This is a genomic window from Gluconacetobacter sp. (assembly GCF_047721585.1).
GTDB lineage: Bacteria > Pseudomonadota > Alphaproteobacteria > Acetobacterales > Acetobacteraceae > Gluconacetobacter > Gluconacetobacter dulcium.
In genome coordinates this window covers 1-24,411 of the sequence record NZ_JBDNXE010000013.1, presented here as the reverse complement: position 1 = coordinate 24,411, position 24,411 = coordinate 1, and the positions used below count along the sequence as shown (strand labels likewise).

The following is a 24,411-nucleotide window of genomic DNA, read 5'->3' as shown; positions in this document are numbered from 1 at the left end:
CCTGGTCCGGACCCCGCGCCGTGGCGCGCCGGGGTCGGGGCGCACCCTGGACGGCGGCATGACGCAAGGTCAAGACCCTCAACCGCCCCGGCCCCGCCGGTGGGTGCGCATGCTGTGGGTGCTCGCGGCGGCCTGCCTCGCGGCGCCGGCGCTGCTGGTCCTGGGGCTGCTGACGTGGCTTTCGTGGCGGCCGGTCGATGTCACGCCGCTGGCACGGCTGGCCCTGGCGCGCGCCCTGCCGGCTGACGCACCGGGGCAGTCGGCCAGCCGTCTGGCTCTCGGGCGGATGCGCATCGGCTGGGACTGGCTGCATCGCGGTCTGGCCGCACCGCTGGAGGTCGCGGCTGACGACCTGCGCCTGCACCGGCCGGACGGCAGCGTGGCGGCCAGCGTGGGCGCGGTGCGGCTGGTGGTGGCCAGCGGCCCACTGCTGCATGGGCGCTTCGCCGCGCCGGAACTGGCGCTTTCCGGCGCGCGGGTGGCACTGCGGCGGAGCCGTGACGGCGCGGTCGGCCTCGATATCGGGCCGGCGCCCGTCCGTGGTGGCGGTGAGGGCCTTCCGTTCGACCCTCGGATGACGGAGCGTCTGGCGCTGGAGGATGTGGCGGTCACGCTGCGCGACGTGCCCACCGGCCAGACCTGGCACGCCGACGGCGTGAATGCCGACCTGCATGCCGTGCATCATGCCGCCCTGTTCGGGCTCGTCGGCCATGCGGGCCTGACCCTGGCGGGGCCAGGTGTGCGCACGTCGCTGCGGGCCGACGGTCAGGCTGACGGTGCCGCCGGGCTGGTCTGGCATCTGTCCACGACGCCGGTGACACCCAGCGCATTGGCCCCCTTGGCGCCGGGTCTGGCGCATGCCGATCTGCCCGTCTGGCTGGACGGTACGGTGCATCTTGCAGCCGGCCGGGACGGGCTGATGGCGCGCCCCGTTTCTGCGGCGCTGCGCGTGCAAACCGGTGCCGGCCGGATCGTGACGGGGCCAGGTGGCCTGATTCGCGTGGCCGATGCGCGGGCCGACCTCATCGCCGGTTTCACGCCCGATGCCGGTGGCGGCATGCTGCCCGGCGGGGCGAAGATCCGGCTGGACGCGCTGACGGCGAATCTGCTGCCGTCCGACCGTCCCGCCGGCACGCCCGCCGACACAGTTACGCTGACGGCCCATGCGGCGCTGAATATCGCCCGCCTCGACGGTCCCGGCCCGATCGACGGGTCGGCGGATGCCACCATTCCCGCGCTCGATTTCGCGACGCTCGGCGCCTACTGGCCGGCAGGGGCGATGAAGGGCGCGCGTGCATGGGTCACGCGGAACATCACGCGCGGCGCGGCGCGCGACCTGCATGTCGCGGTTGGGTTAGGCAGCCCGGCGGGGTGGAGCGGCATCACCATGCGGTCGATGACCGGCGGCGTCAGCGGCTCGGACCTGGAACTGCACTGGCTGCGCCCGATCCCGCCGATCGAGGGGATCAATGCTGTCCTGACCTTCGAGGGGCCAGATGCGCTGTCGATCGCTTTCAGCGACGGCACCCAGACCATGGAGCGCGCCGGCCGGAATGTCGGCGTCACTGGCACCGGCCATCTGGCGGTGGGCGACGGGCATATGCGCATCACCGGCCTGATGGGAAAGGACCAGATCGGCGACATCACCACCACCCTGCGCGGCAATCTGCGTGATGTGCTGGCCCTGTTGGCCGAACCGCGCCTGCATCTGCTCTCGCGCCATCCGGTCGCGTTCGAACGGCCCAGCGGCAATGCGCGGGTGCTGCTACATCTGGTCCTGCCGCTGGACGACAAGGTGTCGGTCGATCAGATCCATCTGAACGGCCATGCCGACGTGGACCATCTGCATCTGGGCAACGTGGTGCAGGGGCGGGATCTGGATGACGGACGGGTGGCGCTGGATGCCACCACCGAGGGGTTGAACCTGCATGGCACGGCGTTGCTGGGCGGCATGCAGTCGGTCCTGGCCTACGCCATGGATTTCCGGGGCACGCCCGATGTCCGCACCACCGAGACCGCGCATGTGCGCGCCCATGTCACGCCCGAGAGCGCGGCGCGCGCCGGTTTCGATGTCGGCCAGCGCTTTCATGGCAGCGCGGACCTGGATGTCGATTACGATCATTTCCCCGGTGGGGCCGGGCAGGTGGGCCTGAAGCTGGATCTGGCCGATGCCGCGCTGACCATCCCGGTATGGAGCAAGCAGCGGGGACAGCCGGCGGAGGCTTCTGCACGGCTGGGCCTGGATGACGGGCGCCTGGTTTCGGTCGAGGCCATTCACGCGACGGGCCCCGACCTGCTGATCGACGGGCGCGCCACCATGGGCCGCGATGGCGGGCGCACCCTGATCATGCGCGGCTTCCGCGTCGGCCGGTCGCGCGGCGATGCGACGGTGGGCGTCTCGCCCCGTCCGGCCGATCCGCTCCATGTGGCCGTCCATGCGTCGGTGCTGGATCTCTCGCCGCTGCTGGCCCCCCCGCCGGACCCGGCGGCCCCTCCGAAAACGCCCGCCAAAGCGGCCTATCACATGCCCGAGGCCGCGTCGGGCCGAGTGCATGGGCCACCCGGACGAAGCTGGCTGATCGATGCCGATGTCCGAACCCTGTTCTACGCCCGAGAATCGGCCCTGACCGGCGTGCATGCGCATCTGGAGGATAATGGCGTCCGCCTCACGCGGATGCGGTTTTCCATGGCAGGCCCGTCGCCGGCCAGCGCGACGCTGACGCCGGAACATGACGGGCGGCATCTGTGGGCCAGTGTCGAGGATCTGGGCCTGATGCTGCGCACACTGGGCGTGAGCACGAAGTTCGACGGCGGCCGAACCGTGATCCGGGGCGTGTTCGATGACGCCCAGCCCACGGCGCCTTTCGCCGGGGTGCTGACGGTCGATCCGATCACGGTGCGCGAGGTGCCCCGGGCGGTGCGTCTGGCCAACAATGCGTCGCTGTATGGCTGGATGCAGGCCGCACCGGCACCGGGTTTCTCGATCGCGCGCATCTCGCTTCCCTTTACCTTCCGCGACGGGATTCTGGCGGTGCATGACGGCGTGGCCAGCAACGCCTCGCTGGGCGTGACGGTCGAGGGGCCGGTCGACCTGGACCGGGGAAAGCTGGACCTGAAAGGGACGATCGTGCCGGCTTTCGCCGTCAACACCATCCCCGGCCACATGCCGGGCGTGGGGCGGCTGATGAGCCCAGAAAAGGAGGGCGGCCTGCTGGCGGCTACCTTCGCGGTCAGCGGCGCGCTGGATTCGCCGGCTCTGCGGGTCAATCCGTTCTCGCTCTTCCTGCCGGGCGTAATGCGGCGGCTGGTGGAATAGGCTGTTTTTGGAAGGAGAGGCGATGTCCGACGGTCTGGGCACCGGCATATGGGGGCTCATGGCCCTGGCGGCGATCGCGATCGTGGCCGTTCTGGTGCTGATGGCCCGGCGCGGTGGCGGGCGCGGAACGGAGAGCGGCGATCTGCTGGCGCGTGTCTATGTGATGATGGAGCGGGATTCCTCGGCGCGCCAGGCCGATGCCGAGGCCCAGCGCACCCGGCTGGACCAGTTGCGTGGCGAGACCGCCGACCGGCTGGCGCTGATGGCGCAATCCCTGACCCGCGACCTGGCCGAGGCACGCGTGCGCCAGAGCGAGGCGCTGCGCGAGATGGCCGAGAGTTCGGCGCGCCAGCTCGAAGCCATCCGTGCCACGGTGGACGAACGTCTGCACGAAGCAGTGGAACGTCAGATGCAGACTTCGTTCCAGCGGGTGCTGGAGCAGTTCACGGCCATGCAGAAGGCGATGGGCGAAGTCTCGGCGATGACGGCGCAGATCGGGGACCTCAAGCGCCTGTTCTCCAACGTCAAGACGCGCGGCGGCTGGGGGGAGGCGCAGTTGCGCGCCATCCTGGACGACGTGCTGCCTCCCGGCGCCTACGAGGCCAATTGCCGCCTGCGCGAGGGCAGTGCGGAGGTGGTGGAGTTTGCCGTACGCATGCCGGTACGGGCCACCACCCCGCCGTTGCTGGCGATCGACTCGAAATTCCCGACCGAAGCCTATGAGCGCCTGCTGGATGCCGTGGACCGGGTGGACGCCGACGCCGAACGCGCTGCCCGTCGCGCGCTGGAAACGACGCTGAAGATTGAAGCCCGCAAGATCGCGTCCAAATATATCGTTCCGCCGGTCACGGTGGAATTCGCGGTCCTGTATCTGCCCACCGACGGGCTCTATGCCGAAATCGCGCGGATTCCGGGGCTGGTGGACGAGATCGGGCGTACCTGCCGGGTGATGATCATGGGGCCGGGCCTGCTGCCGGCCATGCTGCGGACGATCCATCTGGGATACGTCACCATGGCGCTGGAGGAACGGACCGACGGCATCGCCCGCCTGCTGGGGGCCACCCGGCAGGAGATGCTGCGGATGGACGGGGTGCTGGAACGGCTGGCCCGCAATGCCTCGGCCATGTCGTCGTCGATCGACGAGGCACGGCGGCGGACGCGGGTGGTGGCGAAGCAGTTGCGCGGGCTGGACGGGATCGACGCGGCGGCCGCGCCGGCGGTGGACGAGGGTGCGACAGAGCGTGGTGAAACCGAATTTAATGGTGCTTGAGGCGGGGTGCGATCATGCCTGACCGGACCATGAATGCGACATCGACCACAGAACCGTTTCCCTCGCCAGGGGAGGCCGGGCCTGGCCGCGAAGCCAGGCCACGGGTGCTGCTGGTGGAAGATGACGGCAAGATCGCCCAGGAAGTCGCCGAGGAGCTGGAAAGCCGGGGCTTCGCCGTCCGCCATGCGGAAACCGGGCCGGCCGGACTTGCTGCGGCGCTGGCCGAGACGTTCGACGTCATGGTCGTGGACCGGATGCTGCCCGAGATGGACGGGCTGACACTGATCGAGACCCTGCGCGGCCGTCAGGTCTCCAGCCCGGTGCTGGTGCTCTCCGCGCTGTCGGCGGTCGATGACCGTGTCAGCGGCCTGAAGGCCGGCGGCGACGACTACCTGACCAAACCCTTCGCGATGGAGGAACTGGCCGCCCGGTTGGAGGCGCTGATGCGCCGCCCCAACAACACGCGCGAGACCATGCTGCATGTCGGCCCGTTGAGCATGGACCTGATCGAGCGTACGGTCACGCGCGACGGCCAGCCGATCGAGTTGCTGCCGCGCGAATTCCGGCTGCTGGAATATCTGATGCGCCGGCCCAATCAGGTACTCACCCGCACGATGCTGCTGGAAGATGTGTGGAACTACCGTTTCATTCCGCAGACCAACCTGGTGGATGTCCATATCGGCAAGCTTCGGCGCAAGATCGACGATCCCGCCGGCGTGCCGTTGATCCACAGCATCCGGGGTACCGGCTTCATGCTGCGCGTGCCTGAATAGGCGATGCAACTGGGCGAGGTGCTGCGCACCGCGACGTTCCGGCTGACGCTCGCGGTGGTGGTGGCGATGATCGGCACGGCGGCGCTGCAATTTTCGGTGGGATATAGCCAGACCAAGGCGTTCGAGTTCCGTCGCACGGATGCCCTGCTGCATCGTGAGGCCGCCCTGCTGGCGCAGGAAACACCGCAGGATCTGGCGCACAAGGTCAGCGAGCGCGCGACCGACGATCTGCGCGTCGTGATTAACCAGGCCGCCCTGTTCGACTCCGCCCATCATTATGTCGCGGGCGATCTGCGCGCATGGCCCGAGGGGCTCGCGGTCGACGGCCGAGTCCACGAACTGACGGTGCGACCGAACGAGGACGAGCCCTATGTGCTGCGTGTCCTGGCCGTGCCGGTCGCGGGCGGCCGGGTGCTGGTGCTGGGGCGCGGGCTGCACATGCTGGCGGAATGGCGGCTGATGATGCGCCATTCGCTGCTGGTCTCGATTGTGCCCACGGTGCTGTTCGCGCTGCTGTGCGGCATCATATTGAGCCATCGTGCGCTGGGGCGCGTGGGCAGGATGCACGAGGCGATCGACCGGATCATGGATGGCGACCTGCACGAGCGCCTGCCCGCCGGGCGTCAGCGCGACGAGATGCAGCGCCTGGCCGGCAGCGTGAACCGCATGCTGGACCGGCTGGAGCATCTGATGGGCGAGATCCGCGATGTCGGGAACGATATCGCCCATGACCTGCGCACACCCCTGGCCCGCGTGCGCGCCCGTCTGGACCGCGCGCAGGCCGGCACATTGTCGGCCGACGACCTGCGCGCCGTGATCGCCCGGGCGATCGACGATCTGGACCAGTGCTTTTCCGTCATCACCGCGCTTCTGCGGATCGGCGAGATCGAGAACGCCCGTCGGCGGGTCGGATTCTCGCTGGTGGACCTGAACGAGATCGCGGCCGACATTGTCGATCTGTACGAGCCGATCGCGGAGACGAGGCAGATCCGGCTGGAACTTCTCGCGGCGTCGGGGCCTGTGCCTGTGCATGGAGACCGCGACCTGCTGATCGAGGTGCTGGCGAACCTGATTGATAACGCGCTGAAATTTACCGATGAAGGCGGCGATGTCACCCTGGCGGCCTTCGCTGACGGCCAGGGTTCGGCACGGCTGGAAATCGCCGATACCGGCATCGGCATCATGCCCCAGGAGCGTCAGGCGGTGCTGAACCGCTTCTACCGTTCGGACAAGAGCCGCCATGTGCCAGGCAGCGGGCTGGGGCTCAGCCTGGTCTCGGCCATCCTGCGCCTGCATAATGCGCAACTGACAATTTCCAACGCCCGCCAGCATGAAGAGCGCCCCGGTGCGTTGTTCGGGGTCACATTTCCCCCGCCTGCGCAGGCCGTTTTTTAAATGGGAATTTCATTGGCGTGATCGAATGGCGTGCTAACGAGGCGCCGAACGATCGGGAGTGACGACGATGCACGCTTGCGGGCCAGATCGCAGGAGCGTGGCGGACAGGCAGGAGAGATGCGCGGTCCAGCGCGCATGGGGGGCGCGCCGCGCATGAATTCGATTGTCGTTACCGCGCTCAAGCGGCCTTATACGTTCGTCGTCCTGTCGATTCTTATCGTCGTGTTCGGTGTCCGGTCGATGGTCCAGACCCCGACCGATGTCTTTCCCAGCATCAAGATCCCCGTCGTCGCGATCGTCTGGGGGTATACCGGCCTGATGCCGGAGGATATGTCCGGCCGCGTCATCTATTATTACGAGCGCGCGCTGACCGCGACCGTCAATAATATCGAGCATATCGAAAGCCAGTCCTATTACGGACGCGGCATCGTCAAGGTGTTCTTCCAGCCGGGCACCGATACCGCGGTCGCCCAGACCCAGATCACCTCCGTCTCGCAAACCGTGATCAAGCAGATGCCGACGGGCATGACGCCGCCGCTGGTGCTGACCTACAATGCGTCCTCGGTGCCGGTGCTGACGCTCCAGGTGTCGTCGGACTCCATGACGGCCTCGCAGATCTACGACATGTCGTCGAACCTGATCCGCCCCGCATTGGTGGCGGTGGCGGGGGCGGCGATCCCGAATCCCTATGGTGGCCAGCCGGGCAATATCATGGTCGATCTGGACCAGGCGAAGCTGCTGGCGCACGGCCTGTCGGCCACCGACGTGGGCAACGCGCTGGGTAAGCAGAATATCGTGCTGCCGGCGGGCGACCAGAGGATCGGGGCGCTGGACTACATGGTCCAGACCAATGCGACACCGCGCGCGATCGACGAATTCAACGCGATTCCGATCAAGCAGGTCGGCAATGCGGTCGTCTATGTGCGTGACGTGGCGTGGGTACATCAGGGTGGGCCGCCGCAGACCAACATGGTGCTGGTCAAGGGCCATCAGGCGGTCCTGATCGTGATCATGAAGAGCGGCGATGCCTCGACGCTGGACGTGGTCAGCGGCGTGAAGGCCCTGCTCCCCGGTGTCACCGCCACCCTGCCGCCCGGCGTGCAGATCAAGGTACTGAATGACGCCTCGACCTTCGTGAAGGAGGCGGTGCGCGACGTGGTGCAGGAAATGGGCACGGCGGCGCTGCTGACCAGCCTGGTGGTGCTGCTGTTCCTGGGCTCGTGGCGTTCGACGGTCATCATCGCCACCTCGATCCCGCTGGCCATGCTGTGCGCCATCATCGGGCTGGGCTGGGCCGGTCAGACCATCAATGTCATGACATTGGGCGGTCTGGCCCTGGCGGTCGGCATCCTGGTCGATGATGCGACCGTCATGATCGAGAACATCGACGCGCACCTGGAAATGGGCAAGGACCTGGAAACCGCGATCATCGACGCGGCGAACCAGATCGTGATCCCGACCTTCGTGTCCACCTTGTGTATCTGTATCGTCTGGATGCCGCTGTTCCAGTTGACCGGCGTTGCCGGCTGGCTGTTCATGCCCATGGCCGAGGCCATCATTTTCGCGATGATCGCCTCCTTCATCCTCTCGCGAACCCTTGTCCCGACCATGGCCAAATACATGCTGGCGGCCCAGGTCGCGGCTCATGATGCCGCTGCGCACGGCCATGCACCGCCGAAGGGGTTCTTCGGACGCTTCCAGCAGGGGTTCGAGGCCAAATTCACGCGCTTCCGCCATGCCTACCGCGACGTGCTGACGGCGCTGGTGGCCGCGCGCCTGCGCTTTATCGGCACGTTCCTGGGGGTGGCCGTCGGCTCGGTGGGGCTGTTGATGTTTGTCGGCCAGGATTTCTTTCCCGAAATCAACTCGAACGCGCTGGCCATGCATATGCGCGCGCCGCTGGGCACCAAGCTGACCGAAGCGGGCAAGATCTCGATGCTGGTCAGCAACGAGATCCATCGCCTGCTGCCGGGCGAGGTCGATGATATCGTGGCCAATTGCGGCCTGCCGTTCAGTGGCCTGAATCAGGCCTTCATTCCGACCCCCACCGTCGGCACGCAGGATTGCGACCTGACCATCACCCTGCGCGACGAGGAAGCGCCGGTGGCAGCCTACCGCGATATCCTCCGCAAGGGGCTGGGCGACCGCTTCCCCGGTACCGAAATGACCTTCATGCCCGCCGATCTGACGGCCAAGATCCTCAATTTCGGCCTCCCGGCACCGCTGGATGTGCAGATCAGCGGCCGTAACCTGACCGAGAACTTCACCTTCGCCCAGCATCTGGCCGAACGACTGCGCCATGTGACGGGCGTGACCGACGTTTCGGTGCAGGAACCGATGACGACGCCCACGCTGCGGGTGAATGCCAGGCGCTCATACGCGTTAGGGACCGGCCTGACGGAAGCCGACATCGCCAACAACGCGCTGGCGACCCTTTCGGGCAGCGGTCAGGTCTCGCCGACCTACTGGCTGGACCCGAAGACCGGGGTGTCGCATCTGGTCGATATCCAGACGCCGCTGCAATTCCTGCAGAAGCTGAACGACCTGGAGACGATCCCGATCGACCGGGGCGATGGCAATCCGCTGAGCAAGGCGCCGCAGATCCTGGGCGGCCTGAGCCAGATCGTCCAGACCGGCACGCCCGGCGAGGTCTCGCACTATAATATCATGCCGGTGTTCAACATTTACGCCACGAATAACGGGCTCGATCTGGGCGCGGTCTCGCGCGAGGTCAACCGGGTGGTGGAGGCATCGCGCCACGACCTGCCGCGCGGCTCCAGCCTGACGGTGCGTGGCCAGGCGGTGACGATGAACAGTGCCTACCGCCAGCTTGGCATCGGATTGGCGATGTCGATCCTGCTGGTGTACCTGATCATCGTCGTCAACTTCCAGTCGTGGCTGGACCCGTTCATCATCATCACGGCGCTGCCCGGCGCGCTGGCGGGTATCGCGTGGAGCCTGTTCCTGACGCATACCACCCTGTCGGTGCCGGCGCTGACGGGTGCCATCATGTGTATGGGCACCGCCACCGCCAACTCGATCCTGGTCGTGTCCTTCGCCCGCGAACGGCTGGAGGTGCATGGCGATGCGATCAAGGCGGCGATCGAGGCCGGGTTCGAACGTATCCGGCCGGTGCTGATGACAGCATCGGCCATGATCATCGGCATGTTGCCGATGTCCCTGAGCAATTCGCAGAACGCGCCGCTGGGCCGGGCGGTGATGGGTGGGCTGATGGTTGCGACGGTAGCGACGCTGCTGTTCGTGCCCTCCGTCTTCGCCCTGCTGCATGGCCGCCGGGCCGAGAGACACCGTAGCACCGAAGGAGAGCGCGCATGAGCGCCGTGGAACAGACCCGCGGACCAAAACCGTCGGGGCGCGGGCGGCTTCTTGCCAGCGTTGGCGTCATCCTTGCGGTGGTGGTGGTCGGCGGCGGAATCATACAGCGGCAGATGCATGTCAGCGCGCTGCACCAGCAGACGGAAGATGCCGCGATCCCGAGGGTGCAACTGATTTCGCCCGCCAGGGGGCCGAGCATCCGCACGCTGGATCTGCCGGGCAATATCTCGGCGTGGTACCTGGCGCCGATCTATGCCCAGGTCTCGGGCTATGTGCGCATGTGGTACAAGGATTTCGGTGCCGAGGTGAAGGCGGGCGACGTGCTGGCCACCATCGACACGCCGGGTCTGGACGCGCAGTACGCGGCCTCGAAGGCGAATTTCGACGTGGCGATGGCGCGCTACAAACTGGCGCAGATCACGGCGAAGCGCTGGAAGGCATTGCAGGGCACGCAGGCCGTGTCGCAGCAGGAAGTCGACGTGCAGGTCGCGAACGCCGAGGCCGAGCAGGCGCAGGTCGAGGCGGCGCGGCACGAGGTGTCGCGGTACGCCGCGCTGATCGGCTTCAAGCAGATCGTCGCGCCGTTCGATGGCGTCGTGACCTCGCGTCTGGCCGATGTCGGCGATTATGTGAATGCGGGTGGGGGTGACGTCAGTTCTCGTGGAACGGCGACCGAACTGTTCAGCGTGGCCGATGTGCACCGCATGCGCGTGTTCGTGTCGGTGCCGCAGGATTACGCCGACATCATCAGCCCCAAGCTGACGGCCGAGGTGACCGTGCCGCAGCATCCGGGGCGGGTGTACAAGGCCACGTTCCTGGCGACCGCCGGTGCGTTCAATTCCACGACCCGCACAGTTACCACCGAACTGACGCTGGATAACAGCGACCGCACCCTATGGCCGGATTCCTATGCCACCGTTCATTTCCGTGCGCCGGGCGATCCGGACATTCTGGTGATTCCGGAAGGCGCGCTGATCTTCCGTGCGGAAGGCATGCAGGTGGCTCTGGTCGACGAGCATAACCGCATCCGGCTGCATAATGTGACGGTCGGGACCAACCTGGGCACCACAGTGCAGATCCGGGGCGGACTGAAGGTGACCGACCGGCTGGTCAACAACCCCTCGGCCGGCCTGCTGGACGGGCAGGAAGTCCGCGTGGTGGATGCGACGCCGGGTTACAACGTGCAGCGGCCCACGGGCAGCGAACCTGTCCGCTCCGACGATGTCCGTGCCATGCCGAACGATCGGGCGGGCACGGAGGAGGCGGGAGCCCGTCAATGACCCTGTCTTCTCCTGCGCGGCGAGCGCGGCTCCGTTCCGCCCGTCGATTGTGGCGTGCAGCCCGGCTGGCCGGCGGCCTGGGGGTGCTCGTCGGCGTCGCCGGGTGCGACATGGCGCCGGCGTATCATCCCGATCATTTCGTCTTTCCGGACAACTGGAAGGGTGAGGGGACGGTGCGGTATGCCGCGCCGAACGAAGCGGCCTTGCGGGGAGACTGGTGGACGCTGCTGGGCGACCCGATCCTGAACCGGCTGGAAGAGCAGGCCAATCGGGTCAATCCCGACCTGCAAGTGGCAGCGGAGACCTTTACCCAGGCGCGCGACATGGCGGCCGAGGCGCAGGCGGGGCTGTATCCGCAAGTCTCGGCCAACGCGGGCATGGGAAAATACAAGGGGTCCCAGCATCGCCTGTGGCGCGGTCATGGCGCGACGGGTCCGACCTACATGTCGTCGGAGCAATATAGCGGGACCGCGACCTGGGAGCCGGATTTCTGGTCGGCGATCCGCAACCGCAAGCGCATGCGCACCCAGCAGGCGCAGGAGCGCGCGGCCGATTATGCGGTGATGCGGCTGAGTACCGATGCCGAACTGGCATCGGACTATATCGCGATTCGTGGGCTGGACGCGCAGGATGCGGTCTATCGCGACTCGATTCGGACCTACAAGTTGGCGGTTCAGATCACGCAAATGCGGCAGGCCGGGGCGATCGCCGCCGGGCTGGACGTCTCGCGCGCGGAAAACCAGCTTTATGCGACCCAGGCGCAGGAAACGGACCTGCTGGCGCGTCGGGCGGTGCTGGAGCATGCCATCGCGGCCTTTGTCGGCGTGGCGCCGGCGGCGTTCCATCTGGAGCCTGAGAACCAGATGCGCTTCCCCGATGTCGCGGTTCCGATGCTTCTGCCCTCGGCACTGCTGGAGCGGCGGCCGGACGTGGCCGCGGCGGAGCGCGAGATGGCGCAGGCCAACCGCGCCATCGGCGTCTCGCGGGCCGCGTTCTATCCGAACGTGTCGGTCAATGCGATGACCGGCTTCATGGATAACGGCTTCACGCTCGCCGACCTGTCGAACAGCATGTATTCCTATGCCGTGCAGGCCGCGATGCCGCTGTTCCAGGGGGGGCTGCGTCGTGCCGAACTGCAACGCACCTGGTCGCAATACCGCCAGGCGGAAGACAATTATCGCGGGACCGTGCTTCAGGCGTTCCAGGATGTCGAGGACGGGCTGACCATGACCGGTCAGTTGCGGGCCGAACTGGCGCAGCAGCATCGCTCGGTCCAGGCCGCGATGCGGACCCAGGGCATGACCATGGCGCTCTATACGGGTGGGCTGACCAATTACCTGGACGTGGTGGTGGCCCAGATCGCGGCCCTGACGGCGCGGATCGCGGAAGTGCAGGTCGAGACGCGCCGCCATCAGGCGACGGTGGCGCTGATCCGCGCGCTGGGCGGCGGCTGGACGCGCACGCAGTTGCCCTCCGACAAGTCGATCATGCCGTTCGCGCCGCTGCAATATGACGGGCTGCGCGTGCCGAAGGAGGCTGGCGGCATCGCGACGGGCAGTGGGCCGGAGAAGCTGAACCTGACGGGTCCCGGCCTGGCGGGGGTGGGGTTGACAACCCCGGCCCAATAAGGTTAGGGACCCGCCTCTTACGGAACGCGGGAGGTCGCGTCCGCTGCCTTGCGCGGCGGGGCGACCGCAGGAACCGCGGTCCGGGTGAAACAGTCAGGAGCCCCGGATATGGCCAAAAAGATCGTTGGCTACATCAAGCTACAAATTCCCGCCGGCAAGGCGAATCCGTCCCCGCCGGTCGGCCCGGCGCTGGGTCAGCGCGGCCTGAACATCATGCAGTTCTGCAAGGAGTTCAACGCCAAGACGCAGGGCCTCGAGCCCGGCATGCCGATCCCGGTCGTCATCACCGCCTTCGCCGACCGCACCTTCACCTTCATCACGAAGACGCCGCCGAATACCTATTTCCTGATGAAGGCCGCGAACATCAAGAAGGGCAGTTCGACGGTCGGTAAGTCGGCGGCCGTCGGCAGCGTGACGATGACGCAACTGCGCGAGATCGCCGAGCAGAAGAAGCAGGACATGAATGCCAACGACATCGACGGGGCTGTGCGGATGCTGATCGGCTCCGCCCGTTCGATGGGCCTTACGGTGGTGGAGGGCTGATCCAATGGCCAAGAACAAGCGTCTGACGGCCGGCCAGGCCTCTGTTGACCGTAACAAGGCCTATGGCCTGGACGAGGCGATCGGTCTGGTGAAGCAGACGGCGACCGCCAAGTTCGACGAGACGATCGAGATCTCGCTGAACCTGGGCATCGACCCGCGTCACGCCGACCAGATGGTCCGCGGCCTGCTGTCGCTGCCGAACGGCACCGGCAAGACCCTGCGCGTGGGCGTGTTCGCCCGTGGCGCGAAGGCCGAGGAGGCCCTGGCCGCCGGTGCCGACGTGGTCGGCGCCGAGGATCTGGCCGAGAAGGTGCAGGCTGGCGAAATCGCGTTCGATCGCTGCATTGCGACGCCGGACATGATGGCCCTCGTCGGCCGCCTGGGTAAGATCCTGGGTCCGCGCGGCCTGATGCCGAACCCGAAGCTGGGTACGGTGACCATGGACGTGAAGGGCGCCGTTACGGCGGCCAAGTCCGGTCAGGTCGAATATCGCGCCGAAAAGGCCGGTATCATTCATGCCGGCATCGGCAAGGCGTCTTTCGGCAGCGACAAGCTGGCCGAAAACATCCGCGCCTTCGTCGATGCGGTGCAGAAGGCCAAGCCGACGGGCGCCAAGGGCACCTATCTGCGCAAGGCTGCTCTGTCGTCCACGATGGGCCCCGGCGTGCGCGTCGACGTGTCCTCGTTCTCGGCGGCCTGAGCATCAGGAGATGACGTGATGCCCGCAAGGGCATCGCGGACAGGAGACGGGGCGCTTCGGGTCCCGTTCTTCCGAACCTGTCCATGACCGGATGTGGCTTATGCCTTGATGGGCCTTCGGGTCCGCAACCGGAAGACGGGGATTGCCGGATAGGGGTGGTTTCGCCGCCCGCACTGGTTGTTCCGTTGTTCACAGGACAGGCGAACCGGAGGATGGGCCGCAAGGCTCTGTCCTCCTAGGGTAAACCCGGCCTGTTGGGGCATCCCCGGCAGGTCACGACGGAGACGGGAATTGGACCGTACGGAGAAGCGGGAGTTTGTTGCCTCCCTCGCGGCCGTGTTCGCCGAGACGTCCATGGTTGTCGTAACCCGCAATGACGGGCTGACGGTGGCTGATGCGACGATCCTTCGGCAGCGCGTGCGTGCGGCTGGAGCGACTTACAAGGTCGCGAAGAACCGGCTGGCCAACCTCGCCCTGGCAGGGACCCGATTCGAAGGCATTTCGCCGCTGCTGAAGGGGCCGACCGCGATTTCGTGGTCGGCCGATCCGGTGGCCGTGGCGAAGGTGCTTGTCGAGTTCGCCAAGACCAACGAAAAGCTCGTTCTGCTCGGTGGAGCGCTCGGCACCCAGACATTGAATGTCGATGGTGTTAAGGCGCTGGCCGAACTGCCGTCCCTGGATACGCTCCGGGCGCAGCTGGTGGGGATGATCTCCACGCCGGCCACGCGCATCGCGGGTGTTCTCCAGGCGCCGGCTGGACAGCTTGCGCGGGTTTTCGGCGCCTACGCCAAGAAGGACGAGGCTGCCTGAGCCATCTGCGCCCCGCGTGCGCGGGGTGATGAAATTTACACACTCTCGTGAAATCGGGATTGTGTTGCGCCAATCAGTGTATAAATTAGGAAGACCAAATCATGGCCGATCTGACCAAACTCGTTGACGAGCTGTCCGCCCTCACGGTTCTCGAGGCCGCCGAGCTCTCGAAGCTGCTGGAAGAGAAGTGGGGCGTTTCCGCCGCTGCTCCGGTTGCCGTTGCCGCTGCGCCGGCCGCCGCCGCTGCCGCTCCGGTTGAAGAGCAGACCGAGTTCACTGTTATCCTGGCCAAGGCCGGCGACAAGAAGATCAACGTCATCAAGGAAATCCGTGGCATCACCGGCCTGGGCCTGAAGGAAGCCAAGGACCTGGTCGAGGGTGCGCCGAAGACCGTGAAGGAAGGCGTAAACAAGGACGAAGCCGAGAAGATCAAGAAGGTTCTTGAAGAGAACGGCGCGACCGTCGAAGTGAAGTAATCTGCCGGATGCAGGCGGCCTCCGGGCTGCTTCTCCTGCTTGATGTCAGGTGAGGGCGGGAAACCGAAAGGTGCCCGCCCCCTTGGCCGTTCTGGCGCCCTGACCGCAAGGTCTCGGGCGCCTTCGGCGGTAGAAGGCCCATCTTTCGGGGTGGGCGGGGGCGCCGGTTTCGGCGCCCAGGCATGGATGGTTTGTGATGATCCGCTTTCGGTCGCCGTGGCTCCGGGTTCCGGGCGCGGAAAGGTCCGGGTCGTCGGGGATGGGGGCAGGATAGACGATGAACGCCATTACGAAATCGTTCACGGGACGCAAGCGCATCCGCAAGAGCTTCGGGCGGATACCCGAAATCGCTCCGATGCCCAATCTGATCGACGTGCAGCGCGCCAGTTACGAGGCGTTCCTGCAGATGAACGTGTCGCCCGACAGCCGGACGCAGACCGGCCTGCAGGAAGTGTTCCGTTCGGTTTTTCCGATCAATGATTTCGCCGGGCGCGGCCGCCTGGAGTTCGTGCATTACGAACTCGAAGAGCCGAAATACGATGTCGAGGAATGCATCCAGCGCGGCCTGACCTTCGCGGCGCCGCTGAAGGTGGTCCTGCGCCTGATCGTGTGGGATGTCGACGAGGACACCGGCTCGCGCTCGATCCGCGACATCAAGGAACAGCCCGTCTATATGGGCGACATGCCGCTGATGACGGATAACGGCACCTTCATCATCAACGGCACCGAGCGCGTCATCGTCAGCCAGATGCACCGCAGCCCCGGCGTGTTCTTCGATCACGACAAGGGCAAGACCCATTCCTCGGGCAAGTTCCTGTTCGCCGCCCGCGTCATCCCCTATCGCGGCTCGTGGCTCGATTTTGAATTCGACAGCAAGGACCTGATCTACGTCCGCATCGACCGCAAGCGGAAGCTGCCGGTCACGACGCTGCTGTACGCCCTGGAAGGCGAGGCCTCGGCCGCCGCCCGTGCCGCGAAGACCGCCGAGGGCGGCGACGTGGACGCGTTGGAGATCCGCGGCATGGATGCCGACGAGATCCTGGGCTATTTCTACAACAAGGTCGTCTTCACCAAGGGCCCCAAGGGTTGGGCCCGTCCGTTCGACGCCGAGTCGTTCCGTGGCATGAAGCTGCTGGAGCCGCTGGTGGACGCGCAGAGCGGCGAAGTGGTGGCCGAGGCCGACGCCAAGCTGACCGCCCGCATGGTGCGCAAGATCGCCGAGACGACCAAGGAAGTGCTGGTCGGCGCCGCCGGTCTGGTCGGTCGTTACGTGGCGCATGATCTGGTCAACCCCGAGACCGGCGAGATCTATGCCGAGGCTGGCGAGGAACTGACCGAGGCGCGCCTCGAGGCCCTGGAAGAGGCGGGCGTCGACTGCCTGCCGACGCTGGCGGTCGATGCCGCGAACGGCCCGTGGATCCGCAACACGCTGGCGGTGGACAAGAACGGCTCGCGCGACGACGCGCTGACCGACATCTATCGCGTGATGCGCCCCGGTGAGCCGCCGACCCCGGAAACCGCCGAAGCGATGTTCTCGGGTCTGTTCTTCGACGCGGACCGCTACGACCTCTCGGCCGTCGGCCGCGTGAAGATGAACATGCGCCTGGGCCTGGACGCACCGGACACCATGCGCGTGCTGCGCAAGGAAGACATCCTGCGCACCGTCAAGATCATGTGCGAGCTGAAGGACGGCCGCGGCGCGATCGACGACATCGACAATCTGGGCAACCGTCGCGTCCGCTCGGTCGGCGAGCTGATGGAAAACCAGTATCGCGTCGGCCTGCTGCGCATGGAGCGTGCGATCCGCGAGCGCATGGGCTCGGTCGATATCGACACCGTGATGCCGCATGACCTGATCAACGCCAAGCCGGCGGCGGCGGCGGTGCGCGAGTTCTTCGGCTCGTCGCAGCTCAGCCAGTTCATGGACCAGACCAACCCGCTGTCGGAAGTGACGCATAAGCGCCGTCTCTCGGCGCTTGGCCCGGGCGGTCTGACCCGTGAGCGTGCCGGCTTCGAGGTGCGCGACGTCCATCCGACCCATTATGGCCGCATCTGCCCGATCGAGACGCCGGAAGGGCCGAACATCGGTCTGATCAACTCGCTGGCGACCTACGCCAAGGTGAACAAGTACGGCTTCATCGAAACTCCGTATCGCCTGGTGCGTGACGGCGTGCTGCAGGACGGCTGGAAATACCTCTCCGCCATGGAAGAGGAAAAGCTGATCGTCGCCCAGGCCGATGCGAAGCAGGATCAGGATGGCCGTCTGACCGACGAACTGGTTTCGGTGCGTCGTGGCGGGGATTTCCGTCTGGTGAAGCCGGAAGAGGTGACCGCCTGCGACGTGTCGCCCAAGCAGCTTGTCTCGGTCGCGGCCGCGCTGATCCCGTTCCTGGAGAACGATGACGCGAACCGCGCGCTGATGGGCTCGAACATGCAGCGTCAGGCGGTACCGCTGGTCCGCTCCGATGCGCCGCTGGTCGGCACGGGCATGGAAGCGGCCGTGGCGCACGATTCGGGTGCGACGATCGTGGCTCGACGGAGCGGCGTGATCGACCAGATCGACGGCGCGCGCATCGTCGTCCGTGCCACCGATGCGGCTGGGGCAACCCAGGGCGTCGATATCTACCGTCTGCGCAAATATATGCGCTCGAACCAGTCCACCTGCATCAACCAGCGTCCGCTGGTGCGCGTGGGCGACCAGGTGCTGGCCGGCGACATCATCGCTGACGGCCCCTCGACCGAACTGGGCGAACTGGCGCTGGGCCGGAACGTGCTGGTCGCGTTCATGCCGTGGAACGGGTACAACTTCGAAGATTCGATCCTGATCTCCGAGCGGATCGCTCGCGATGACGTCTTCACCTCGATCCATATCGAGGAATTCGAGGTCATGGCCCGCGATACCAAGCTGGGTCAGGAGGAAATCACCCGCGACATTCCCAATGTCGGCGAGGAAGCCCTGCGCAACCTTGACGAGGCGGGCATCGTCTATGTCGGCGCCGAGGTGAATCCGGGCGATATCCTGGTCGGCAAGGTGACGCCGAAGGGCGAAAGCCCGATGACGCCGGAAGAGAAGCTGCTGCGCGCCATCTTCGGCGAAAAGGCATCGGATGTCCGCGATACGTCGCTGAAGCTGCCGCCCGGCACCACCGGCACGATCGTCGATGTGCGCGTCTTCTCGCGTCGCGGCGTCGACAAGGACGAGCGCGCGATGGCGATCGAGCGCGCCGAGATCGAGCGTCTGGCCAAGGACCGCGACGACGAGCGCGCGATCCAGGAGCGGTCGTTCTACAACCGGCTGCGCGAGCGTCTGGTGGGCCAGGTATCCGGCACGGGCTTCAAGGGCATCCGTTCGGGCACCGAGATCACCGAGGAAGTGCTGGCCGAGCATCCGCGCGGTGCATGGCGCAACATCACCGTCGCCGCCGATCCGGTGATGGTCGAGCTGGAAGTGCTGCGGCGCGAGTTCGATGTCGCCGTGGCCCGTATCCAGGCGCGCTTCGAAAGCAAGGTCGAGAAGCTGCAGCGCGGCGACGAGCTGCCGCCCGGCGTGATGAAGATGGTCAAGGTGTTCGTCGCGGTGAAGCGCAAGCTGCAGCCCGGCGACAAGATGGCCGGCCGCCACGGCAACAAGGGTGTGGTGTCGCGCGTCGTACCGGTGGAAGACATGCCGTTCCTCGAGGACGGCACGCCGGTCGATCTGGTGCTGAACCCGCTGGGCGTGCCCTCGCGCATGAATGTCGGGCAGATCCTGGAGACCCATCTGGGCTGGGCCTGCGCCAATATCGGCAAAGGGATCGGCGGACTGGTGGATGAATACCAGCGCACCGGCGAGAAGAAGCAGGAGTTGCTGGACCGACTGAAGGCCGTCTATGGCGACAAGGTGTATGACGATTCCATCGTCACTCTGCCCAACGAGCAACTGGTCGAACTGGCCAACAACCTGCGCAAGGGCGTGCCGATCGCGACCCCGGTGTTCGACGGCGCGTCGATCCCCGATATCGAGGCGATGCTGGCGGATGCCGGCGTCAACAAGTCGGGCCAGTCGCAACTGATCGACGGGCGCACGGGCGAGAAGTTCGAGCGTGTGACCACGGTGGGCTACATCTACATGCTCAAGCTGCATCACCTGGTCGACGACAAGATCCATGCTCGGTCGATCGGTCCGTATTCGCTGGTCACGCAGCAGCCTCTGGGCGGCAAGGCCCAGTTCGGCGGCCAGCGTTTCGGCGAAATGGAGGTCTGGGCGCTGGAAGCCTACGGCGCGGCCTACACGCTGCAGGAAATGCTCACGGTGAAGTCGGACGACGTGTCCGGCCGCACCAAGGTCTACGAAGCGATCGTGCGCGAGCAGGACGATTTCGAGGCCGGTATCCCCGAGAGCTTCAACGTTCTGATCAAGGAACTGAAGTCGCTCGGCCTGAACGTGGATCTGGAGCAGAGTGGCGACTGACGCCGCCGTCAGTCACACCACTTCGTCTCTATCTGTTCTTTTTTCATGGATGGTTGCGACCCGGCGGGTCGCAGCCATTCATTTCCCCCAGGGGGTTTGCGGCGCATGAACGAACTCATGAAGATCCTGGGCCAGACTGGCCAGACCACGGTCTTCGATCAGATCAAGATCCAGCTCGCTTCGTCCGAGCAGATCCGGTCCTGGTCGTACGGCGAGATCAAGAAGCCCGAGACCATCAACTACCGGACCTTCAAGCCCGAGCGCGACGGCCTGTTCTGCGCGCGGATCTTCGGGCCGATCAAGGACTACGAGTGCCTGTGCGGCAAGTACAAGCGCATGAAGTTCCGCGGCATCATCTGCGAAAAGTGCGGCGTTGAGGTCACGCTGGCCAAGGTCCGCCGCGAGCGGATGGGCCATATCGAACTGGCCAGCCCGGTCGCGCATATCTGGTTCCTGAAGTCGCTGCCCAGCCGCATCGGCCTGATGGTCGACATGACGCTGAAGGATCTGGAAAAGATCCTGTATTTCGAAAGCTACGTGGTGCTGGAGCCCGGCACCTCGCCGCTCAAGCAGTACAGCCTGCTGAACGAAGACCAGTATCTCGACGTCATGGACGAGCATGGCGAAGAAGGGATCGAGGTCGGAATCGGCGCCGAGGCCATCAAGAAGGTCCTGGAGCGGATCGACTGCAAGGCCGACAAGGAGCGTCTGCGCCAGGAGTTGAAGGACACGACGTCCGAGGCCAAGCGCAAGAAGCTGGTCAAGCGCCTGAAGCTGATCGAGGCGTTCGCCGAGAGCGAATCGCGCCCCGAGTGGATGATCATGGACCTCATCCCGGTGATTCCGCCGGAGCTGCGTCCGCTGGTCCCGCTCGATGGCGGCCGTTTCGCGACCTCCGACCTGAACGACCTGTATCGCCGCGTCATCAACCGTAACAACCGCCTGAAGCGGCTGATCGAGCTGCGCGCGCCGGACATCATCGTCCGCAACGAAAAGCGCATGTTGCAGGAATCGGTCGATGCGCTGTTCGATAACGGCCGTCGCGGCCGGGCGATCACGGGCGCCAACAAGCGGCCGCTGAAGTCGCTGTCCGATATGTTGAAGGGCAAGCAGGGTCGCTTCCGTCAGAACCTGCTGGGCAAGCGCGTCGATTATTCGGGCCGTTCGGTGATCGTGGTCGGGCCGGAGCTGAAGCTGCACCAGTGCGGCCTGCCCAAGAAGATGGCGCTGGAGCTGTTCAAGCCGTTCATCTACTCGAAGCTCGAGAAATACGGTCACGCCACCACCATCAAGGCCGCGAAGCGGATGGTGGAGAAGGAGCGTCCCGAGGTGTGGGACATCCTCGAAGAGGTGATCCGCGAGCATCCGGTGATGCTGAACCGCGCGCCGACGCTGCATCGCCTGGGCATCCAGGCGTTCGAGCCGGTGCTGATCGAAGGCAAGGCGATCCAGCTTCACCCGCTGGTCTGCACCGCCTTTAACGCGGATTTCGACGGCGACCAGATGGCCGTGCACGTCCCGCTGAGCCTCGAGGCCCAGTTGGAAGCGCGCGTGCTGATGATGTCGACCAACAACATCCTCAGCCCCGCCAACGGCAAGCCGATCATCGTGCCGTCGCAGGACATCGTGCTGGGACTGTATTATCTCAGCCTCGAGACCCCCGAGTTCCGCGTTACGCCCGACCGTAACGAGTACGACGCCGAGGGCCGGATCACGGTGCAGGGCGCGTCGTCCTTCGCCACGGTCGGCGAGGTCGAGTACGCCCTGTCGGCCGGCGCCATCAAGCTGCATGACAAGATCGTCGCGCGGTACGAGACGGTGGATGCCGACGGCAAGCCCGTGCGCCAGACCGTCATCACCACGCCGGGCCGTATGCTGATCGCGCAGATCCTGCCGCGTCATGCGGCGATTCCCTTCGCGCTGATCAACAAGCAGCTGACGAAGAAGAACGTGTCGGACGTGATCGACGCGGTCTATCGTCACTGCGGTCAGAAGGAAGCGGTGATCTTCTGCGACCGCATGATGGGGCTGGGCTTCCGTCACGCGGCCAAGGCCGGCATTTCGTTCGGCAAGGATGACATGATCATCCCGACCGAGAAGAAGGGCCTGGTCGATCGCACCGCCACCGAGGTGAAGGAGTTCGAACAGCAGTATCAGGACGGTCTGATCACCGCTGGCGAGCGCTACAACAAGGTGGTCGATGCCTGGTCGCGCTGCACCGACGAGGTGCAGGCCGCGATGATGAAGGAGATCTCGCGCCAGGAGGTCGGCAAGGTCACGAACTCGGTGTGGATGATGAGCCACTCCGGTGCCCGTGGGTCGCCGGCGCAGATGAAGCAGCTGGCTGGCATGCGCGGCCTGATGGCCAAGCCGTCGGGCGAGATCATCGAGCAGCCGATCATCGCCAACTTCAAGGAAGGCCTGTCGGTTCTCGATTACTTCACCTCGACCCACGGCGCCCGCAAGGGGCTGGCCGACACCGCGCTGAAGACCGCGAACTCGGGTTACCTGACCCGCCGTCTGGTCGACGTGGCGCAGGACTGCATCATCGTCGAGGAAGATTGCGGTTCCGAGCGCGGCTTGACGGTTCGTGCCGTGATGGATGGCGGCGAAGTCGTCTCCTCGCTGTCCGAGCGGATTCTGGGCCGCACGGTCGCGGCCGATGTGCTGGACCCGGCGACGGGCGACGTGCTGGTGAAGCGCGACCTGCTGATCGACGAGGCCCTGGCCGAGAAGATCGAGAAGGCCGGCGTGGAAAGCATGCTGATCCGTTCGGTCCTGACCTGCGAGAGCCGGGTCGGCGTCTGCGGCCTGTGCTACGGGCGCGATCTGGCGCGCGGCACGCCGGTCAATATCGGCGAGGCTGTCGGCGTGATTGCGGCCCAGTCGATCGGCGAGCCGGGCACCCAGCTCACCATGCGTACCTTCCATATCGGCGGTGCGGCGCAGCGTGGCGCCGAGCAGTCGATGGTCGAGGCGTCGCGTGACGGACAGGTGACGATCAACAACCGCAACGTCGTTCATAACAGCCAGAACGTGCCGATCGTGATGTCGCGTAACTGCGAGATCGTGCTGACGGACGAGAAGGGGGTCGAGCGTGCCCGCTTCCGCGTGCCTTACGGCGCGCGCCTGCTGGTGGAAGAAGGGGCCACGGTCACACGCGCCCAGAAGCTGGCCGAGTGGGATCCGTACACCCTGCCGATCATCACCGAGCAGTCGGGAACGGTCGAGTATCTGGACCTGATCGACTCCATCACGCTCGTCGAGCGGATGGACGAGGTGACGGGCCTGACCTCGAAGGTGGTCGTCGACTACAAGCAGGCGGCCAAGGGTGTGGACCTGCGTCCGCGCCTGCAGCTCAAGGACGCGAACGGCAACGTCATCAAGCTGTCCAACGGCAACGACGCCCGCTACTTCCTCTCGCCCGATTCGCTGCTGTCGGTCGAGAACGGGGCGCAGGTCAGTGCCGGTGACGTGCTGGCCCGTATCCCGCGTGAAGGGTCGAAGACCCGTGACATCACGGGCGGTCTGCCCCGCGTCGCCGAACTGTTCGAGGCACGGCGCCCGAAGGACCATGCGATCATTTCCGAGACCGACGGTCGCGTCGAGTTCGGCAAGGATTACAAGGCCAAGCGCCGGGTCATCGTGAAGAACGACGAGACGGGCGAGGAGACCGACTACCTGATCCCGAAGGGCAAGCACGTCTCGGTCCAGGAAGGCGATTTCGTCCGCGTGGGCGATCCGCTGGTCGACGGTCCGCGCGTGCCGCACGACATCCTGAAGGTTCTGGGTGTCGAGGCGCTGTCGGATTATCTGGTGAACGAGATCCAGGACGTCTATCGACTCCAGGGCGTGAAGATCAACGACAAGCACATCGAGGTGATCGTTCGCCAGATGCTGCAGAAGGTCGAGATCCTCGAACCCGGCGACACGACCTATCTGGTCGGCGAGACGGTGGACCGGATCGAGTACGAGACCGAGAACACGAAGCGCCTGAACATGGGCGAGCGCCCGGCCGCGGCCATGCCTGTGCTCCAGGGCATCACCAAGGCCTCGCTGCAGACCCAGTCCTTCATCTCGGCGGCATCGTTCCAGGAGACGACTCGTGTCCTGACCGAGGCCGCTACGGCCGGCAAGCGCGACACGCTGAACGGCCTGAAGGAAAACGTGATCGTCGGGCGTCTGATCCCGGCGGGCACGGGCAGCGTGATGAACAAGCTGCGGGCGATCGCGGCAGGGCAGGACCGCCAGCGCCTCGCGCAGGGCCGTCCGGTGGTCACCAAGGCCGGCTGAGCGCGTCTCGGCGGTGTTTGCCGCCCCTTGTGAAGGGGCGGGTTGTGGAAGGGGCCGGGTGGCCACACCCCCCCCCCTTACTAATGGGGGCAGGTCCCGGGTATGTATGGCGACCCCCGACCCGCCCCGAGCCTAGATGTG

At 65.9% G+C, this 24,411-nt stretch carries 13 protein-coding genes; all 13 read left to right on the top strand.

Features of this window, described 5'->3' with window-relative positions; translation table 11 throughout:
- The first annotated feature begins 109 nt into the window (after window positions 1–109).
- Entirely contained in the window at window positions 110–3,316 is a 3,207-nt protein-coding gene (locus ABF821_RS04490) for an AsmA-like C-terminal region-containing protein (RefSeq protein WP_415529178.1), read from the top strand.
- Between the two features lie 22 nt (window positions 3,317–3,338).
- The gene (locus ABF821_RS04485; protein ID WP_415529177.1) at window positions 3,339–4,586 is read left to right on the top strand and encodes a DNA recombination protein RmuC; all 1,248 of its coding nucleotides are present in this window, start codon (window positions 3,339–3,341) and stop codon (window positions 4,584–4,586) included.
- Window positions 4,587–4,600: 14 nt separating this feature from the next.
- A complete protein-coding gene (locus ABF821_RS04480; RefSeq protein WP_375288959.1) occupies window positions 4,601–5,359 on the top strand; it encodes a response regulator transcription factor in 759 nt (252 codons plus the stop codon).
- Window positions 5,360–5,362: 3 nt separating this feature from the next.
- Window positions 5,363–6,754, top strand: coding sequence for a sensor histidine kinase (locus tag ABF821_RS04475; protein ID WP_415529176.1), 1,392 nt, complete (start codon window positions 5,363–5,365; stop codon window positions 6,752–6,754).
- Window positions 6,755–6,907: 153 nt separating this feature from the next.
- On the top strand, window positions 6,908–10,090 hold the full coding sequence (locus tag ABF821_RS04470) for an efflux RND transporter permease subunit (RefSeq protein WP_182973382.1): 3,183 nt from the start codon (window positions 6,908–6,910) through the stop codon (window positions 10,088–10,090).
- Complete coding sequence (locus tag ABF821_RS04465; RefSeq protein WP_415529175.1) at window positions 10,087–11,370, top strand: efflux RND transporter periplasmic adaptor subunit; 1,284 nt, start codon at window positions 10,087–10,089, stop codon at window positions 11,368–11,370. Before ABF821_RS04470 ends, ABF821_RS04465 begins: the two co-directional genes overlap by 4 nt.
- The gene (locus ABF821_RS04460) at window positions 11,367–12,998 is read left to right on the top strand and encodes an efflux transporter outer membrane subunit (protein WP_415529174.1); all 1,632 of its coding nucleotides are present in this window, start codon (window positions 11,367–11,369) and stop codon (window positions 12,996–12,998) included. Before ABF821_RS04465 ends, ABF821_RS04460 begins: the two co-directional genes overlap by 4 nt.
- A 108-nt stretch (window positions 12,999–13,106) precedes the next feature.
- Window positions 13,107–13,541 (top strand): 50S ribosomal protein L11, encoded by a 435-nt coding sequence (gene rplK, locus ABF821_RS04455; protein ID WP_182949585.1) that lies wholly within the window; start codon window positions 13,107–13,109, stop codon window positions 13,539–13,541.
- Between the two features lie 4 nt (window positions 13,542–13,545).
- Entirely contained in the window at window positions 13,546–14,241 is a 696-nt protein-coding gene (gene rplA, locus ABF821_RS04450; RefSeq protein ID WP_182973379.1) for a 50S ribosomal protein L1, read from the top strand.
- 291 nt (window positions 14,242–14,532) lie between these two features.
- A complete protein-coding gene (rplJ, locus tag ABF821_RS04445; protein ID WP_182949581.1) occupies window positions 14,533–15,051 on the top strand; it encodes a 50S ribosomal protein L10 in 519 nt (172 codons plus the stop codon).
- Between the two features lie 101 nt (window positions 15,052–15,152).
- On the top strand, window positions 15,153–15,527 hold the full coding sequence (gene rplL / locus ABF821_RS04440; RefSeq protein WP_182973378.1) for a 50S ribosomal protein L7/L12: 375 nt from the start codon (window positions 15,153–15,155) through the stop codon (window positions 15,525–15,527).
- A gap of 277 nt (window positions 15,528–15,804) precedes the next feature.
- Entirely contained in the window at window positions 15,805–19,977 is a 4,173-nt protein-coding gene (rpoB, locus tag ABF821_RS04435; RefSeq protein WP_415529173.1) for a DNA-directed RNA polymerase subunit beta, read from the top strand.
- 105 nt (window positions 19,978–20,082) lie between these two features.
- Entirely contained in the window at window positions 20,083–24,270 is a 4,188-nt protein-coding gene (gene rpoC, locus ABF821_RS04430; RefSeq protein ID WP_182973376.1) for a DNA-directed RNA polymerase subunit beta', read from the top strand.
- Window positions 24,271–24,411: the final 141 nt, after the last annotated feature.